General features: G+C 45.5%; 13 protein-coding genes. 5 read left to right on the top strand and 8 right to left on the bottom strand.

Annotated elements, in window-relative coordinates; genetic code table 11:
• The first annotated feature begins 78 nt into the window (after window positions 1-78).
• From BCT11_RS20695 to BCT11_RS20710, 4 genes are all read left to right on the top strand, one after another.
• Window positions 79-1,389 carry a TolC family outer membrane protein gene (locus BCT11_RS20695; RefSeq protein WP_038867610.1) on the top strand — a complete coding sequence of 437 codons (1,311 nt, stop codon included), beginning with the start codon at window positions 79-81 and terminating at the stop codon, window positions 1,387-1,389.
• Window positions 1,390-1,392: 3 nt separating this feature from the next.
• Window positions 1,393-2,007, top strand: coding sequence for an OmpA family protein (locus BCT11_RS20700; protein WP_061035775.1), 615 nt, complete (start codon window positions 1,393-1,395; stop codon window positions 2,005-2,007).
• A gap of 113 nt (window positions 2,008-2,120) precedes the next feature.
• Complete coding sequence (locus BCT11_RS20705) at window positions 2,121-2,474, top strand: DUF2750 domain-containing protein (protein WP_038867608.1); 354 nt, start codon at window positions 2,121-2,123, stop codon at window positions 2,472-2,474.
• A gap of 191 nt (window positions 2,475-2,665) precedes the next feature.
• Entirely contained in the window at window positions 2,666-4,633 is a 1,968-nt protein-coding gene (locus BCT11_RS20710; protein WP_102389164.1) for a GGDEF domain-containing protein, read from the top strand.
• On the opposite strand, the gene queC is transcribed toward BCT11_RS20710, so the two are convergent.
• Both queC and queE read right to left on the bottom strand, forming a co-directional pair.
• Window positions 4,590-5,288, bottom strand: coding sequence for a 7-cyano-7-deazaguanine synthase QueC (gene queC, locus BCT11_RS20715; protein WP_038867603.1), 699 nt, complete (start codon window positions 5,286-5,288; stop codon window positions 4,590-4,592). The two genes, BCT11_RS20710 and queC, sit on opposite strands and share 44 nt — an antisense overlap.
• A 14-nt stretch (window positions 5,289-5,302) precedes the next feature.
• Window positions 5,303-5,953 carry a 7-carboxy-7-deazaguanine synthase QueE gene (gene queE, locus BCT11_RS20720; RefSeq protein ID WP_038867601.1) on the bottom strand — a complete coding sequence of 217 codons (651 nt, stop codon included), beginning with the start codon at window positions 5,951-5,953 and terminating at the stop codon, window positions 5,303-5,305.
• A gap of 164 nt (window positions 5,954-6,117) precedes the next feature.
• Here queE and BCT11_RS20725 point away from each other — a divergent pair, with 164 nt between their 5' ends.
• Window positions 6,118-6,927, top strand: a complete 810-nt coding sequence (locus BCT11_RS20725; protein ID WP_102389165.1) for a Cof-type HAD-IIB family hydrolase — start codon at window positions 6,118-6,120, stop codon at window positions 6,925-6,927.
• A gap of 57 nt (window positions 6,928-6,984) precedes the next feature.
• Here the strand turns inward: BCT11_RS20725 and BCT11_RS20730 are convergent, their stop codons facing one another.
• The 6 genes from BCT11_RS20730 to acnD form a co-directional block, all read right to left on the bottom strand.
• Complete coding sequence (locus tag BCT11_RS20730) at window positions 6,985-8,415, bottom strand: bifunctional NUDIX hydrolase/phosphatase PAP2 family protein (RefSeq protein ID WP_102389166.1); 1,431 nt, start codon at window positions 8,413-8,415, stop codon at window positions 6,985-6,987.
• Between the two features lie 305 nt (window positions 8,416-8,720).
• On the bottom strand, window positions 8,721-10,283 hold the full coding sequence (locus BCT11_RS20735; RefSeq protein WP_102389167.1) for a trypsin-like serine protease: 1,563 nt from the start codon (window positions 10,281-10,283) through the stop codon (window positions 8,721-8,723).
• 200 nt (window positions 10,284-10,483) lie between these two features.
• Window positions 10,484-10,966 carry a GNAT family N-acetyltransferase gene (locus BCT11_RS20740; protein WP_045406318.1) on the bottom strand — a complete coding sequence of 161 codons (483 nt, stop codon included), beginning with the start codon at window positions 10,964-10,966 and terminating at the stop codon, window positions 10,484-10,486.
• Between the two features lie 160 nt (window positions 10,967-11,126).
• Complete coding sequence (locus BCT11_RS20745) at window positions 11,127-13,007, bottom strand: propionyl-CoA synthetase (protein ID WP_198593980.1); 1,881 nt, start codon at window positions 13,005-13,007, stop codon at window positions 11,127-11,129.
• Window positions 13,008-13,068: 61 nt separating this feature from the next.
• The gene (prpF, locus tag BCT11_RS20750; protein WP_102389169.1) at window positions 13,069-14,256 is read right to left on the bottom strand and encodes a 2-methylaconitate cis-trans isomerase PrpF; all 1,188 of its coding nucleotides are present in this window, start codon (window positions 14,254-14,256) and stop codon (window positions 13,069-13,071) included.
• Window positions 14,257-14,279: 23 nt separating this feature from the next.
• Window positions 14,280-16,889: a Fe/S-dependent 2-methylisocitrate dehydratase AcnD gene (acnD, locus tag BCT11_RS20755; RefSeq protein ID WP_198593981.1), complete on the bottom strand. Its 2,610-nt coding sequence runs from the start codon at window positions 16,887-16,889 to the stop codon at window positions 14,280-14,282.
• Window positions 16,890-16,942: the final 53 nt, after the last annotated feature.

The raw sequence follows: 16,942 nt of genomic DNA on the forward strand, positions 1-16,942 counted from the left end.
TATTGACGCCTATAGAGGTGTCGCTATCTATAAGAACGATTTCTCACCCCAGACAATTCACAATCTAGGAGAATCACAGTGAAGTGGACTCGTGCCAACGCCTTTTGCTTGGGTGTGCTCGCCGCTAGCCCTGCTTTAGGGCAAACATTAGAGCAAGCGGTTGAAAATACGCTTAAAACAAACCCAGACATAAAAAGTGCGTTTAATGAATTCGTAAGTAAGCAGTATGTGAATGAAGCCTCGAGTGGCGCTTACCTTCCCTCTGTCGACCTTGACGCGGGTATTGGATACGAAGGTATCGATCCTGCGGAAGCGGGCCGCGAATCAACGGATTTAACGCGTAAAGAAGCAACTGTCACGCTTACCCAGCTTATTTGGGATGGTTCGGCAACATTGAATGATATTGATAGAACCGCAGCTGATGCAGAATCAGTACGCTATCAATTACTTGCTGATGCTCAAGATACAGCGCTAGAAGTGACTAAAGTTTATTTGGATGCAGTGAAGGCTTATGAAATCCTGACACTCTCCGAAAATAATTTGAAAGTTCACAAGAAAATTTATCAAGACATTAAAAAGCGCGTCGACTCTGGTATTGGTTCAACAGCTGACTTGACTCAAGTTGAGGCCAGACTGGCAAAAGCCCACGGCAATTTAGCGGCAGCGCAAAATAACCTGTTTGATAGCCATACCATGTTTACTCGCATTGTCGGCCAATCTCCACAAGGGCTTACCTTTCCGCGTGCCGATCAAAACTTTATCCCATATACGGTAGATGATGCTGTAGAGTTGGCATTTGATTCCCATCCGGTCATTAAGATTTCTACTGCAGATGTTGATTCAGCTAAGTTTCAATATAAGCAGTCAAAAGGTAACTATTACCCAACCCTTTCGGTTGAAGCAGCTCAGACATGGCGTGACGATGCTGGTGGCATTGAAGGGCGTGGTGACGAAACAACTGCGATGTTGAGAATGCGCTACAACCTTTACAATGGGGGCAGTGACGCAGCAAATGCAGAGAGTTTTGCCTACCAACTAAACAAAGCAAAAGACTTACGTGAACGCGCTTATAGAAACGTTGAAGAAGGCTTGAGACTCTCATGGAGTGCTCTCGATCTGACGTTACAACAAAAGGAATTCTTATCAGATCACGTTGACTCTGCTTCACAAACCGTCATCGCATATGAGAAACAGTACCGTATCGGTAAGCGAACCTTGCTGGACTTACTTAATACAGAAAATGAATTGTTTGAAGCGCGAAAAGATTATTTAGATGCTAAATACGCTGAACAGTACGCAAAGTATCGAGTCATGAACGCCACTGGCCAGCTATTAAATGCATTACGTGTTGACGTCCCGACCGAGTGGAATCAGAAGGTGGAGTACTAAACCATGAAAGTAACAAAGGTTCTATTCACTCTAAGTATTTTTGCTTCTGCCAGCTTCGCAGCAACGAATGATGAATATGATTACATGCCAACCCCAGATGCTCAGCAAATTGCCGATCTGCAAGATGATGACAATGATGGCGTGATCAATGCTCGTGACTTGTGCCCTGGCACTCCGGTAACGTCAGAGATAGATAATGATGGGTGTGGTGAATACATTAAAGCATCCGAGAAGATGCAAGTCCGCGTTTTATTTGCCAATGATTCAGACGAAATAAACCCTGTATTTCGTCGTCAAATTCGAGAACTCTCAGAATTTCTGAAAGAGTACCCTTCTACCTCAATTGAACTGCAAGGTTACGCCAGTAAAGTGGGGGGTTCTTCCCACAACTTAGGCCTTTCAAAACGACGCGCAAATAATGTTCGCGAAGCGCTATTGCGTTATGGTATTGATACTAATCGAGTTCGCATCGTCGGTTTTGGTGATACCCATTTAGCGACAGAGGGTACCGACGAAGTGAGTCACGCACTGAACAGAAGAGTAACGGCTTACGTTGTCGGCTATAAAGGTGAGATAAAGAAAGAGTGGACCATATTCACTACTCTTCCAAAAACCTAATAAAAGGAGCTTCGGCTCCTTTTGTTTTTTCAAGCGTACGAAAACCGTATTATGCTTTAGGAATCGACACTTTAATGGTAATCTAGCCGCGTCATAACAATGAGAGTTTTGAAATGAGCAAACTTACAACAGATATCCAAGCAAACCTTGATCTTTTTGTTGCTGAAACAAAAGAAAACCAGCTAGTTTGGGGTCTACGCAATGAAGAAGGTTGGTTATCTTGCGATTCAACTGAATTCGAAAACAGCGAAGTCATGCCTTTTTGGTCTGCTAAAGAAGATGCAGAAGCACACAACGTTGAAGAATGGGCAGATTTTGAAGTACTAGAGATTCCTCTGGATATCTTTGTTGAAGATTGGCTTTTAACTCTTGCTGAAGATGGTGTTCTTGTTGGTGCTAACTGGAACGCACAGCTAGAAGGTAAAGAGCTTGAACCTCAAGACCTAGCTAAACTATACCTAAGCTAATTCTTTAAGACCTCAGCACCAAGCTGGGGTCTTCCTCTTTTCACTTACCTTTTCGATATAAAGCTCGACCGAGCGCATAGTTTTCTTCATTTCATTATCTATACCCTTCGTGTTTTGTCACAATGACTCAACCTCAATTGGTATATCATACCGAACAAACTATATTAGAAAGAACATAAGGTTACATCACTATGCGTACGCTGCTCTCTTTGCTTGCGTCACTATTTTTAGGTAGTCAAGCAAACGCAAGTGACACTCAAAGCATCACCCAATGGCATGCTGTCTATCAATCGACTTTGAAGACGAATGTCGAATCGGCTTTGAGTATGCTCCAAGATCGCTATCACACGGCAAATACCGACAGTGAAAAGCTGTACGTGAGCGGGCTCATCTATGAATACATGGGCAACATCGATCAGCCCTACTTTGGCAGCAGCCAAATTTTAGACAACCGTTTCGCGAAGCTAGAATCTCGATACATTTTAGCGCTAAAAGAACGTAAACAAGGCAACTATGATGATTCTGTCAACCTTTTCACCGCGTTGCTACAAAGCACCAAGCAGCATCAGGATGTAGAAAGCAAAGCCTTAATGAACTATCAATTGTGCTACACCTTGAATCAACAAGGTCAGTACCACAAAGCCAATTTCTTCTGCTCTTCTTTGAACAATCATTTAGCAATCGACCACCCAGAAAGTTTCCCAAGTGATCTAGCTCTGCGCGTTATTGCTAATAACTTCGATTACCGCGGCGAATACGATGTAGCTCTAGAGCTTTATCGTCGCTTGTTAACCAAAATGCCAACGCAAAGCGATCCTTCAGGAGTTTACAATGATGTAGGCAATTTGTTGAGTGTACTTGGGCAGTACGAACAAGCAGAACAGTACCTTATTCAAGCGCTCCTCGCTCGACAGCTTGAAGCCTCCCCACTTGAAGTTGCTCAGGTCGAACACAGTCTTGCGGCTATGTATAACAAATCTAAAGACTATGATAAGGCCATTAGTCACTACAAAAATGCACTAACTATCTTAGAAGACATGGACTACCCTTACGGTAAGGGCTTGACCTATCTTGGTCTTGGTTCTGCGTACGTTGAATCAGGAAAGTTACAAAGTGCTGTACCTTACATCAGGAACGCACTAGAGCTCGGTAAACGATATGAAAACAAACGCTTAGAGACAGAAAGTCATTTGGCGGCAGGGTTTGCATACTTAAAAAACACAATGCTCGCAAAAGCGCTAGAACATGGTATTGCCGCACTTGAACTTGCGACAGAAAACTCAAATTCAGCATTGCAAGCTAAGGCCCAACTTTTGCTTTCGCAAACCTATCGAGAACAGGGCAACCATCTTGCCGCCCTATCTCATTATCAAGATTACGCCACGCTAGAACTTGCGAACCGTGACGCAAACAATGTCAAAGCAATAGAGGCACTCGATTTAACCAAGAATGAATATGAATACGAGTTGCAGCTGACAAAAATAAATAATGAGCGCAACTTAAAGTTACTCGAAGTCGAAAAGCTTGCAGAACAAAAAAGAGCATATAACTTCGTCATTTTCTGCTTATTGACTTTGCTATTCGTCGCCCTATTTATTCAACGAAAAACGAACATAAAATCGAAATTAGATCGTCTTACCGGTTCACTTAATCGAAGTACAATTATTGAGAAGATTAGAGCACAAACAATCAACGCACCCGAAGACATGCGTTATGTTTTAGCGCTTATCGATCTCGATAACTTCAAGTCTATCAATGATCAATATGGCCACCCTACTGGCGACATCGTATTAAAGCACGTATGCAAAGCGATTAGAGCTAAGTTGAATAGAGGGGAATATCTTGGGCGCTTAGGCGGTGAAGAGTTTATTTTACTTCTGAAGAATGTCGATGAGATCGACGTGCCATTTCGTGTTCAAAGCCTACACAAAACGATATCTGATAAGCAGATCAAAACTGAAAATGCTACGGTACTGAATGTAACAGCAAGCTTGGCCTATTTGTCTACATCAAAACCATTAACGAACTTTGATGAACTGTATTCGATACTAGACCAAGCTTTATATCAAACGAAGCAAAGTGGGCACAACGTTATGATTGATGCTTACAACGAGCCTATTGACCTTCCGTCTTCTGCTTTTGAATCAACGACTGCGTAACTGCGTCTTTGTTGTTCAGATAGTCATCTAAGCCCGCTTTGCGCAGGTCGCATGACGGGCAATCACCACAACCATCACCGATGATGCCGTTGTAACACGTTAGCGTGTTTTCACGGACTAGTTGCAACGCATCATATTGATCTGCCAGCGCCCATGTCTCTGCTTTGTTCAGCCACATTAGCGGTGTTTTGATTTCAAACTGACGATCCATACCCTTAACCAAGGCACTGTTCATCGCTTTCACGAAATCATCACGACAATCTGGATAGCCACTAAAATCTGTTTCACAAACGCCCGTGATGACGGTTTCTGCGCCAATTTGATAAGCGTAGATGCCAGCAAGCGTTAGGAACAAAATATTGCGACCAGGAACGAATGAGTTCGGCAAACCGTTTTCTTGCAGTTCATGAGAAACTGGAATGTCGTCACGTGTCAGAGAGCTGATGGCCAGTTCATTCAGTAAGCCAACATCCATCACTTTGTGTGCAGCGACGCCAAGATCTTTTGCGACTTTCTCAGCCACTTCAATCTCCAGCTTATGACGCTGACCGTAATCGAATGTGATGGCATGTACTTCGTCAAACTCTTTTAATGCTTGAACCAGACATGTTGTAGAGTCCTGCCCACCACTGAAAACAACGACTGCTTTTTTCATCTTTCTCTCCGAGCTTAAGCAATACTTAGGTATTTATGAGTTTGAACCGACAAACGCCAGTTGCGAGCAACACAGGTATCAATACACAGTTGTGTAGCGCGAGGCTTCTGACTGATAGGCTGAAGTGCGATTACAGTCTTCTCTGCAATTTCTGCTGACGCCAACAATGCATCAAGCTGATCAATGTCTTTTTGAGTGCCAACCGGATGCTTAATTTCATTCGCTCGCTCCAAAGCACTCTTTAATACTGGCAACTTACCCTTCATCGCAATTTTAGGTGACACCGTCACCCATGTACTTTCTGAAGTCACGACCTCTGAAGTGCCGCTGGTTTCGATTTGGCATTGGCAACCCATTTCTTCAAATGCAGCCGTCAAAGCACGTAAATCATAAATACATGGTTCACCACCAGTGATCACAATATGCTTCGCATTAAAGCTCTGCTTTTTGTATTCAGCTACGATGTCTTCCGCAGATGCGAAACACCACGTTGGAGAATCTTCTGTTTTCACCAAGATATCACCGATCTGGCGCTGGTCTTCTTCTTCTGCGTACCAAGTCTGTTTCGTATCGCACCAAGAACACCCAACCGGACATACTTGCAAACGCACGAAAACCGCTGGCACACCGGTGAAAACCCCTTCCCCTTGGATGGTTTCAAACATCTCATTTAGCTTATACAACGTAGAACTCACTCAACTCACAATACTTCGAGGCGAAGACCTTAATGGAGAGGCGCACTCAGGTCAATTTAAACCAAAAATAAATTGTTAAAATAGGTCTTTTTGTAGTTTCATACACGGGTTCCCCAATTTTAAGGTAAGTAAAGATGTACAAGCTGATCGCCCTCGACATGGACGGTACGTTGTTAAACAGCGACAAAGTAATTTCAGATGAGAACAAACAGGCAATAGCCAAAGCTCGCGAAGCCGGTGTGACTGTCGTATTGGCATCTGGTCGCCCTCTTGAGGGTATGCAAGACAAACTTGACGAATTGAACATCAATTCCGATAAAGACTTCGTGCTTTACTACAATGGATCAATGGTAAAAAACATTGGTACAGAAGAAATCATCCACCAGCAGATCATCGATGGCAAAGCAGCAAAGAAGATCGCACGTAAAGCGCGAGAGCTTGGCGCTTATGTTCACGCATTCAGCCAAGAGCACGGCCTAATCACAGAAGAAAGCAACCCTTACACAGACATCGAAGCGAGAATTAACGGTCTTGAAATTACCGAAATGAACTTCGACGCGCTAGAAGATGATCACGCGATCATTAAAGCAATGATGGTTGCAGAGCCAAGCAAACTAACTGAAGTTATCTCAGCCCTACCAGCAGAGCTAAGACAAGAGTTTACAGTTGTGCAAAGTGCGCCTTTCTTCTTGGAGTTTTTGAATCCATCAAGCAACAAAGGCGTCGGTATTTCGGCAATCGCAGAATACTTAGGCATCAAAGCTGAAGAAGTGATTTGTATGGGCGATGCCGAGAACGACCACCACATGCTTGAATACGCAGGTCTTGGTATCGCAATGGCGAACGCAATGGAAGAAACCAAACAAATCGCAGACTACATCACAGTCAGCAACGATGACCACGGTGTAGCAAAATCGATCGAGAAATTTGTACTTAACACATAACGCTGCCCAAACAACAAAGCCTCGCACTTAGCGAGGCTTTGTTTTATTTAATGTTGCTTAAGCATTTTTGCTTCGAGTCGTGAGCTTTCTCGCAAGTACTATAAAAATCAACATCAACAACGGATAGTGGAAGGTTTTAAATACTAACGACCAAAAGCCGCTGAATGACACAACCGTTTCAGAATACAAATACAACTGGTCCACAAGAAGTAATGCCAAAATCACAAACAGCATCTGTTGGCGCTCAAATCGAATTTCAGACTCTTTAAACGTCAGTACTAAAGCAGAAGCAGTAATCAGAATAGCCAGCCAACTTGTAAATACAGGGAGGGGCCAAATTACCGCGATAGCTGCGGTGATTGCTGTCATTACAAACCAAATACCCTTCGAGCTTAATAGGTGGTCCACGTTAACTTCTGGGTTGCTTTCCAAACGCAAAATGTGCCACGCCACGAGTGCCCCCATTAACGCACCAATTAGCATGTCGAGAATGAATGCAGTACCCAAGAAGAACTTACATACCATAACCGCCAAAGTTACCATTGCAACTAAGAAAGTGATGCGATTCAATCCAAAGCTTTTTGTTCTTTGGAACATAAATGTCATGACACAAAACCAAATAGCGATCGGCAAGCTTGGGAAGCTAAAGCCAAAACTGTGCGTTAACTCCGCCATTGGCATATAGACGTGTGGCCTAGGTAAAGAGAACCCTTGCTGAGCAACTAGCGTCATCAAAGACGTCGCAGTGATTGCAAAAAACAATCGATATACAAATCGACTGTCAAACTTCATCATGACGAACGGGAACAAAAACAGCAAAAATGTTGGATTACTTAAACTCGTCACGAGCTTCGCAATTTCACATGCCGTATCGCGACTTGTCATTGAAAACGAGCTGACCCAACTTTGAAGATCTACCATCCAAGAGAGTTCTAACTGGCGAAATTTAGGTGCTGACTCAATTAATTGGTTTACATAAACAACGGGTTGATCGGTCGCTTTTGAATAAAAGCCAGCCACATCTTTCCACTGTGATGGATAGCGATACAAAGAAGAAGCCATATCGCTTGGGTTCAATAACATTGCAGACGCCACTTCGACGCCATAATGCGGAGCAAACCATATAGGCAGTTCGTTCCCATCCATAGCATTAGCCATCGAAAAAGCGATGACTTCAGAATCAGAGACGCAATCGTAAAAAATCGCCGTATCTGTTTTGCCGAGCTCCTCTCCAACCGTAACAACTAACCCCGTCTCTTCCCACGTTTCTCTTTGCGCGGCCAGTTTAGGAGATTCACCTTCTATAATGGTGCCACCTGGAAGCGAAATTTTATTCGTCAATATTTCATGGATAAGTACAAGTTTGTTATCTGCTCGGACAACGCATAGCGCCCCTTTTACGTCTTCAGGAAGGGGATTCGCGGCAGATATAGGAGAAATAAACAATGAAATGGAATACAGGATGAGAAAAAACAACTGTCTCAGCACAAAATACAACCTTTAATGAAGAAGAGAATCACGCGCAATGATGGCAGGATTACCAATATTTTTCGACATAAATTAAGTAACCAGTTGTACATTTAGCACACATGTCAAAAAACGCTTTGCGACACTCTTCAAAATAGTTCTGACAAAAATCAGACATCACTCGAAATATTGGCTGCGATTTTGCCAGTTATATTAAGTTAACGTCAGAGGAATTTACGTGGATTTTACGCCTTCTCAGAATTGAAACAAGAAAGAGAGCTTATTGTCGACAACAAATAAACTCTCTTTATGATTCATTTATACTTTTACAGCTTTAACCATGCATCTGTCCAAGCCGAGCCCACACCCGGCTCATATGCACTTGGAGTTGAGCCACACCACAAACTGTTTGGCCAAGGCTTACATTGATAACTTGCACCATTATTCGTCACCACATCTCCCGCAGAGTAGTTCGCACCAGCTTGATAGGCATCACCAGAAGAAGGAGGTGTTGGTTTAGTCGGTGGCGTCGGGCCTGTCGGCGGTTCTACAGGAGGATTAGTCCCTGAACAATCTGAGCTGCCAATTGACTGCCATACTCCCCATGGACCAGATTCTGATGGGTTATCACCTTGTGTCCACCATTGCGCTTGCCATAATTGACCAGCCCAAATAACGGTTTCACCCGTGTTGTATACGCCACTCGCTTTCCATTCATTGTCACAACTACCAGAAGGCGGTGTCGTTGTATTAGTAGCGGAAGCTGTAGCCACTGCTTGGTATGTAGTACTCGTTTTATCGATACCAAAAGCCAAAGCGACGCTCGCCTCACCTACTTGAGAAGCGCCAAACTCCACATCGACACGACACGAGCCGCCTGCATTGAGTGTCGATTGTGCACATTGGTCTCTGGTGATCATCGCAGATTTTGTGACACCAGAACTTTGCAGTCCCACACTTTCGACAGTAAACGCGACATTACCGATATTTTGAATACTGAAACTGTGTTGCTTCAGCTCGCCCACTTTAAAAGAACTCAAAGTCTGATTTGCCGTGTAACCAACAGAAACATTATCTGTCGGAGGCGTTGTCGTACCTACTACGCCATCAACAAAACTGCGTAACGCCGCAATGTCGCTATACACGCCGTACTTACCCGGTCGGGCACAACCTATACCCCAACTGACGATACCTAGCTGAGTGACGAGACCGTTGTTGTTAATGACGATGGGACCGCCGCTGTCTCCCTGACAAGAATCAATGCCACCTTGTGGAACACCCGCACAGAATGATACTGAACCAACCGTGGTGTAATTACCGCCAGCTTGTCGACAAGTCGCATCAGAGACCAGAGGAACATCCACTTTTTGCAGAACGGTTGGTGAGCTGCCGCCCTCCGAAATTCGCCCCAGGCCAGCAACCGTCAACCAATCACCTACACCTGCATATTGCGAGACACTGCCTGCTGCGATATCCACTTTCGCAACACCTTGAGGGATAGAAGTGAGCTTAAGCAGTGCTATGTCATTTGAAAGCGTAGAGGCATTATAAGAAGGGTGAACATAGATCTGGCTGACGTTGGAGCGTACACCATCGGTACCGTTATAAATCACACCACCAATTTTTACCGCTATCTGATTTGGTGTGTCACCATCCACACAATGGGCAGCAGTAAGTACGAAACCATCCCCAATATAACTCGCTCCGCAGAAAGAACGATTACCATTGCGGCTGACTATCTGCGTGTAAAATTTCCAGTCATTGGGGTTTGCCGTGATACCACCCACGATATCCGGCTGAATTTCATTGTTTTGTGTCTGCGTGACTTGATCTGCACTTGCCAACATTGGCAATAACGCCGTTGCAAGTAAGGTTTTTGATAGATTCAATGTTATTTTCCTCTTGTTTTATGAGGCACTATTCATGTGCCACTTACAAAACAAGCAAACAAAAACAACATCACCAATTGGAATGAGCATGCGCCGCAAGACGCTGCGACAAAACTACTATTAAAGACCTACTATCAAACTTATCACTTTCATCCATAGTAAGTACGAATCACTTACTTACCGTCATAATGACGTATTAATTAACGATTGGATAACGACTTTCTTAACCAATGAATATGATGATCAAACCCTTGGTTTTCATAAAGAGAAATTGCGGTTTGATTGAAATCCCACACCTCAACGAACATTTGTTTTACGCCATAGTCGACGAACGTCGCTTCAATTTTTTCAATCAAAGTTTTTGCCACACCTTGTTTACGGAATTCAGGTAACACGTAGAGCTCGTCAACGCTACCCATCATCACAGGTTTGCTAACTGTAGAAATAAGCTCGCAGAAATGCCCGGACACAAAGCCGATGATCTCATCCTCTACTCTAGCGACATACACCAAACATTCAGGATTATCGAGATAGCGAGCAATACTCTTTTCTTGTTCGATTTCTTCTGCGGTTTTAAACAGCTCTGGGGATTGGATATGGTGCTCATCATGCAGCTCGAACATCAAATCATTGAGTTGTTCAAGATCGTCAAAAAGCGCTGGTTTGATAACAAAAGTAGACATAAGAAAAGAAGCCAAAAACAGAAGTCTATATAGTGTGTGTTTAAACACGAGTTTAGGCAAGCAGGAATGCAAAAGCCTCTTGCCGACAAAGCAAGAGGCTCCGGTGTTTGTGCTTGCTCCTTGGTAACCTAAGGGCGCACTTAATTAAGATCGTACTTAACTAGTCACGTTTCAGCACTCGTTCGATTTCGCCTAGACTGGATGGATCATCAATGGTTGATGGCACCACGTATTGCTCACCATCGGCTATTTGACGAATGGTTCTTCGCAAAATTTTACCTGAGCGAGTCTTTGGCAAACGATCAACAACCAGTGCATGTTTAAAGCAAGCCACAGCGCCAATCTCGTTGCGTACTTTACCCACCAACTCACCTTCTAGCGTTAGATCATCAATCTTCACGCCATCTTTAAGAACCACGAACCCAAGTGGTAGCTGTCCTTTTAACTCATCATGGATACCGACTACCGCACATTCTGCAATCGCTGGGTAACCACCAACGATTTCTTCCATCTCGCCAGTAGACAGACGGTGACCTGCGACGTTAATTACGTCATCAATACGCCCCATGATAAACAGGTAGCCATCTTCATCTAGGTAACCGCCATCTCCCGATACGTAGTAACCCGGAAATTGACTTAGATAGCCAGTTTCGAAGCGGTCATGGTTGCGCCAGACAGTCGGTAGACAGCTTGGTGGTAATGGGCGTTTCAAAGCCACAAAACCTTGTTGATTTGCGCCCACTGGCATGCCCATTTCGTTCAGAATCTCTACCTGATAGCCAGGAATTGGCTTGGTAGCAGAGCCTGCTTTTACCGGCATCATCTCGATACCGGTCGGATTGCCCGCGATAGCCCATCCAGTTTCGGTTTGCCACCAGTGGTCAATGACCGGCTTATCTGCTTTGCTTTCGACCCATTCTAGCGTTGGTGGGTCAAGACGTTCGCCTGCCATAAAGATAGAGTCGAGGTTGGACAAGTCGTATTGCTTAATGAACTCGCCTTCTGGGTCTTCTTTCTTAATTGCACGGAAAGCGGTTGGCGCGGAGAAAAGCACGTTCACTTTGTATTCGTCACAAACACGCCAGAATGCACCCGGATCTGGTGTTCTCACTGGTTTGCCTTCAAATAGAATAGTTGTACAACCATGAATCAGCGGCGCGTACACAATATAGGAGTGACCAACAACCCAGCCCACATCCGATGCTGCCCAGAACACACCATCTTGAGGAATGTTATAAATCGACGTCATCGAATATTTCATCGCTACGGCATGGCCACCATTGTCACGCACCACGCCTTTTGGTTTCCCTGTTGTGCCAGAGGTATACAGAATATAAAGAGGATCTGTCGCAAGCACAGGGACACACGCATGAGGCAAAGCTTGCGCGTATTCTTGTTGCCAATCTAAATCACGCTCAAGATTAAGCTCTGCTTCGCACTGTGGGCGTTGAAGAACAAAAACTTTCTCAGGCTTCCAACGGCTGTCCATAATGGCTTTATCAACCATTGGTTTGTATGGAATTATCTTATTGATTTCGATGCCACAAGACGCCGTCATGATGACTTTGGGTTCTGCATCTTCAATTCGAACAGCAAGCTCATTCGGGGCAAAACCGCCAAACACCACTGAGTGAATCGCGCCTAATCGAGCACACGCCAGCATCGCCATTGCTGCTTCTGGGATCATCGGCATGTAGATGACCACACGATCGCCTTTGGTTACGCCTTGGTTAGAAAGCATGCCCGCGATTTTTGCTACTTGGTCGCACAAATCTTGATAGCTGTAAGTTTGTTTTTGACCCGTCACTGGCGAATCATAAATCAGTGCGGTTTTATCGCCTCTTCCTTGCTCGCAATGATAATCCAATGCGAGCCATGACGTGTTCAATACGCCATCAGGAAACCAACGTTCAATCCCATGTTCGTCAGCTTGTAAGATGGTGTTTGGCGCTTCCAACCAATCGATGTTTTCAGCTTGAGCACGCCAAAAGTTTTCCGGTTCATTTTGTGCCCAAAGGTATTCTTTTTGATATGCAGACATATTGCTTCCTCCAGTATGTCCTGACATTGCTTTTCTTGAGTATCACTACCATGCAATTGTGTTATTCAAAGACATTGGAGGGAACACGCACAAAGCCCTCCATCAGTATTCTCGCGCTGCGGCTCATGATGGCTTTTTCAACCACCCAACCTTGTTCTGTTTGTTTGGCTTTTGCCCCCACCTTAAGCGTTCCTGATGGATGCCCAAACGTCACTGATTCTTTCTCTCCACCACCAGCCGCTAGGTTCACCAAAGTACCCGGGACGCATGCAGCCGAGGCAATGGCGACCGCTGCGGTTCCCATCATGGCGTGGTGAAGTTTGCCCATAGATATAGCTCGGACGAGAATATCGACCTCACCTGCTTCTACAGCTTTACCACTCGACGATAAATAGGATTTAGGCTGGGAAACAAACGCAATCTTAGGCGTATGTTGACGTGTTTGAGCCTCTTCGAGCGAATCAATAAGACCCATTTTTAACGCGCCATGAGCACGAATGGACTCAAACCTTGCGAGCGCAGATTCATCGTTATTGATGTCATCTTGAAGCTCAGAGCCTTGGTAACCCAGCGCTTCTGCGTCTACGAAGATTGTCGGTATGCCTGCGTTAATGAAGGTAGCGTTAAACGTCCCAACATCTGGCACGACCAAATCGTCGACTAGATTGCCGGTTGGAAACATGCTGCCTTCGCCATCAGCAGGGTCGACAAAATCAACTTGGATTTCTGCAGCAGGGAACGTCACTCCATCAAGCTCAAACTCCCCTGTTTCTTGAACGAAACCATTTACGATTGGCACATGAATCAATATAGTTTTGCCAATATTTACCTGCCATACACGAACGGTAACGATGCCGTTTTCGGGAACACGATCTTCATCGATCAACCCTGCATGAATTGCGAAAGGCCCGACTGCGGCAGAAAGGTTGCCGCAGTTACCACTCCAATCGACAAACGGCTTATCTATCGATACTTGTCCGAACAGGTAATCAACGTCGTGATCGGCTCGCTCACTGCGCGACACAATCACAGTTTTACTGGTGCTGGAAGTTGCGCCGCCCATGCCATCAATTTGTTTGGCATACGGGTCAGGGCTACCAATCACACGAAGTAGCAGTTTGTCTCTTGCCTCCCCTGCAATTTGCGCTGGCTGTGGCAAATCTTCAAGGTTGAAGAACACACCTTTACTCGTACCGCCGCGCATGTAAGTCGCCGGGACTTTGATTTGGCTTTGCATCTTGCTATCCATATCTTGCTCCGTTATTGCTCTATCTATTGCGAGAGGAAATCTTGAGCAAAGCGCTGTAACACACCGCCCGCTTTGTAAACGTGAACTTCATCTTCGGTGTCGAGTCGACAAGTCACAGGCACATCAACCTTGTCGCCATTAGCACGAGTAATCACCAACGCCAAATCAGCACCAGGAGTGATATCGCCGATAACGTCATAAAGCTCAGTGCCATCTAATTCGAGCGTATTTCGGTTCACGCCATCTGTAAATTGCAGAGGAAGTACACCCATGCCAACTAAATTGGTACGGTGAATACGCTCAAACCCTTCAGCAACAATGGCTTCTACACCTGCCAAGCGAACGCCTTTCGCCGCCCAATCTCGGGACGATCCTTGACCATAATCCGCACCTGCGACCACGATAAGCGGCTGCTTGCGATTCATGTAAGTCTCAATCGCTTCCCACATGCGTGTCACTTTGCCTTCAGGTTCAACTCTAGCTAACGATCCTTGCACGACTTCGCCATTTTCCTCGACCATTTCATTGAACAGTTTCGGGTTAGCGAAAGTGGCGCGCTGCGCGGTTAAGTGATCGCCTCGGTGAGTCGCGTATGAGTTAAAGTCTTCTTCTGGCACGCCCATCTTCGCGAGGTATTCGCCTGCTGCGCTGCTTGCCAAAATTGCGTTCGATGGCGATAAATGGTCGGTCGTAATGTTGTCGCCTAGAACGGCGAGAGGACGCATTGAAGATAGAGTTCGCTCACCAGCCAATGCGCCCTCCCCCTCTTTTTGCCAGTAGGGAGGTCTTCGGATATACGTACTCATCGGGCGCCAATCGTAGAGCGGGTTCGGGTTACGAGCCTCATCATTCAGTTTGAACATTTGAATGTAGACTTGATTAAATTGCTCTGGCTTAACGTACTCACCTACCACAGCATCAATTTCTTCATCCGTTGGCCACAAATCGTTGAGATAAACCGGCTTGCCGTGTTTGTCTGTCCCCAAAGAATCACGTTCGATATCAAAACGAATCGTACCGGCTAACGCGTAAGCAACGACCAAAGGTGGTGATGCTAAAAATGCTTGTTTTGCGTAAGGATGAATTCGACCATCAAAGTTGCGGTTCCCAGAAAGTACCGCCGTTGAATACAGATCTCGGTCGATGATTTCTTGTTGGATTTTCGGGTCAAGTGCACCACTCATGCCGTTACAGGTTGTACACGCATAAGCCACGATACCAAAACCAAGCTTTTCTAGTTCAGGGAGTAAGCCAGACTCTTCAAGGTAGAGTCGAGCAACTTTAGAACCCGGTGCAAATGAAGACTTCACCCAAGGTTTGCGCACCAAACCAAGCTCATTCGCTTTCTTAGCAACCAAACCGGCCGCCACAACGTTTCTTGGGTTACTGGTGTTGGTACAAGAAGTGATCGCTGCGATGATCACCGCGCCATCCGGAAGTTCGTCTTCTTTCTCTTGCCACTCACCGGAAACGCCGCGCTCAGCAAGCTCTGAGGTTGGTAAACGACGATGGGGATTAGATGGACCAGCCAGATTACGTCCGACTTGAGACAAATCAAACTCAAGTACGCGTTCGTAAACGGCAGTATCTAAATCATCTGCCCATAGACCGGTTTGCTTGGCGTACTTCTCGACCAAGTCGACCTGTTGATCATCGCGCCCCGTCAGTTTGAGGTAATTAATGGTCTGCTCGTCAATGTAGAACATCCCAGCGGTTGCGCCATATTCTGGCGTCATGTTTGAGATGGTCGCGCGGTCGCCAATGGTGAGGTCTCGAGCCCCTTCACCAAAGAATTCTAAATATGATGAAACCACGCGTTCATTTCGCAGAAACTCAGTAATCGCTAGTACGATATCGGTGGCGGTAATACCCGGTTGGCGCTTACCAGTCAGCTTTACGCCAACAATGTCTGGCAAACGCATCATCGAAGGGCGACCAAGCATAACCGTCTCCGCCTCCAAACCGCCGACACCAATCGCAATAACACCAAGTGAATCAACGTGAGGTGTGTGACTGTCTGTGCCGACACAGGTATCGGGATAAGCAATGCCTTGCTTGGCTTGCACCACTGGAGACATCTTCTCCAAATTGATTTGGTGCATGATGCCATTACCCGCAGGAATAACACTGACGTTCTCAAACGCCGTCTTACACCACTCGATAAAGTGGAATCGGTCTTCGTTTCTGCGCTCTTCTATCGCGCGGTTTTTTTCAAACGCCTCTGGGTCAAAGCCTGCGTGTTCAACTGCCAGTGAATGGTCAACGATTAATTGCGTTTCAACCACAGGGTTTACTTTCGCTGGGTCACCGCCTTGTTCGGCAATCGCATCACGCAAACCAGCAAGGTCGACTAATGCGGTTTGTCCAAGGATGTCATGACAAACCACACGCGCCGGATACCAAGGAAAATCAAGGTCACGCTTGCGTTCAATCAACTGTTTTAGACTATCAGTGAGCGTACTTGGATCGCAGCGACGAACCAACTGCTCTGCTAAAACGCGTGAGGTGTATGGGAGCTTTTCATAGGCTCCAGGAGAAATATCGTTAACAGCTTCTCGGGTATCAAAATAATCGAGTTGGGTTCCCGGGAGCGGCTTACGATATTGAGTATTTATGTTTTTGGTGATGCTCATGGGCTTGCTTCCGCTTTAGTGTACATCTTGTGCCTGAACGCACCGCGATACTG

This window comes from Vibrio sp. 10N.222.52.B12 (genome assembly GCF_002875385.1).
In the GTDB taxonomy this organism is placed as follows: Bacteria; Pseudomonadota; Gammaproteobacteria; order Enterobacterales; family Vibrionaceae; genus Vibrio; species Vibrio jasicida.

Coding starts and splice junctions, on each gene's coding strand:
- BCT11_RS20700 (WP_061035775.1), top strand. CDS start 1,393: ATGAAAGTAACAAAGGTTCTATTCACTCTAAGTATTTTTGCTTCTGCC.
- BCT11_RS20705 (WP_038867608.1), top strand. CDS start 2,121: ATGAGCAAACTTACAACAGATATCCAAGCAAACCTTGATCTTTTTGTT.
- BCT11_RS20710 (WP_102389164.1), top strand. CDS start 2,666: ATGCGTACGCTGCTCTCTTTGCTTGCGTCACTATTTTTAGGTAGTCAA.
- queC (WP_038867603.1), bottom strand. CDS start 5,288: ATGAAAAAAGCAGTCGTTGTTTTCAGTGGTGGGCAGGACTCTACAACA.
- queE (WP_038867601.1), bottom strand. CDS start 5,953: ATGTTTGAAACCATCCAAGGGGAAGGGGTTTTCACCGGTGTGCCAGCG.
- BCT11_RS20725 (WP_102389165.1), top strand. CDS start 6,118: ATGTACAAGCTGATCGCCCTCGACATGGACGGTACGTTGTTAAACAGC.
- BCT11_RS20740 (WP_045406318.1), bottom strand. CDS start 10,966: ATGTCTACTTTTGTTATCAAACCAGCGCTTTTTGACGATCTTGAACAA.
- BCT11_RS20745 (WP_198593980.1), bottom strand. CDS start 13,007: ATGTCTGCATATCAAAAAGAATACCTTTGGGCACAAAATGAACCGGAA.
- prpF (WP_102389169.1), bottom strand. CDS start 14,256: ATGGATAGCAAGATGCAAAGCCAAATCAAAGTCCCGGCGACTTACATG.
- acnD (WP_198593981.1), bottom strand. CDS start 16,889: ATGAGCATCACCAAAAACATAAATACTCAATATCGTAAGCCGCTCCCG.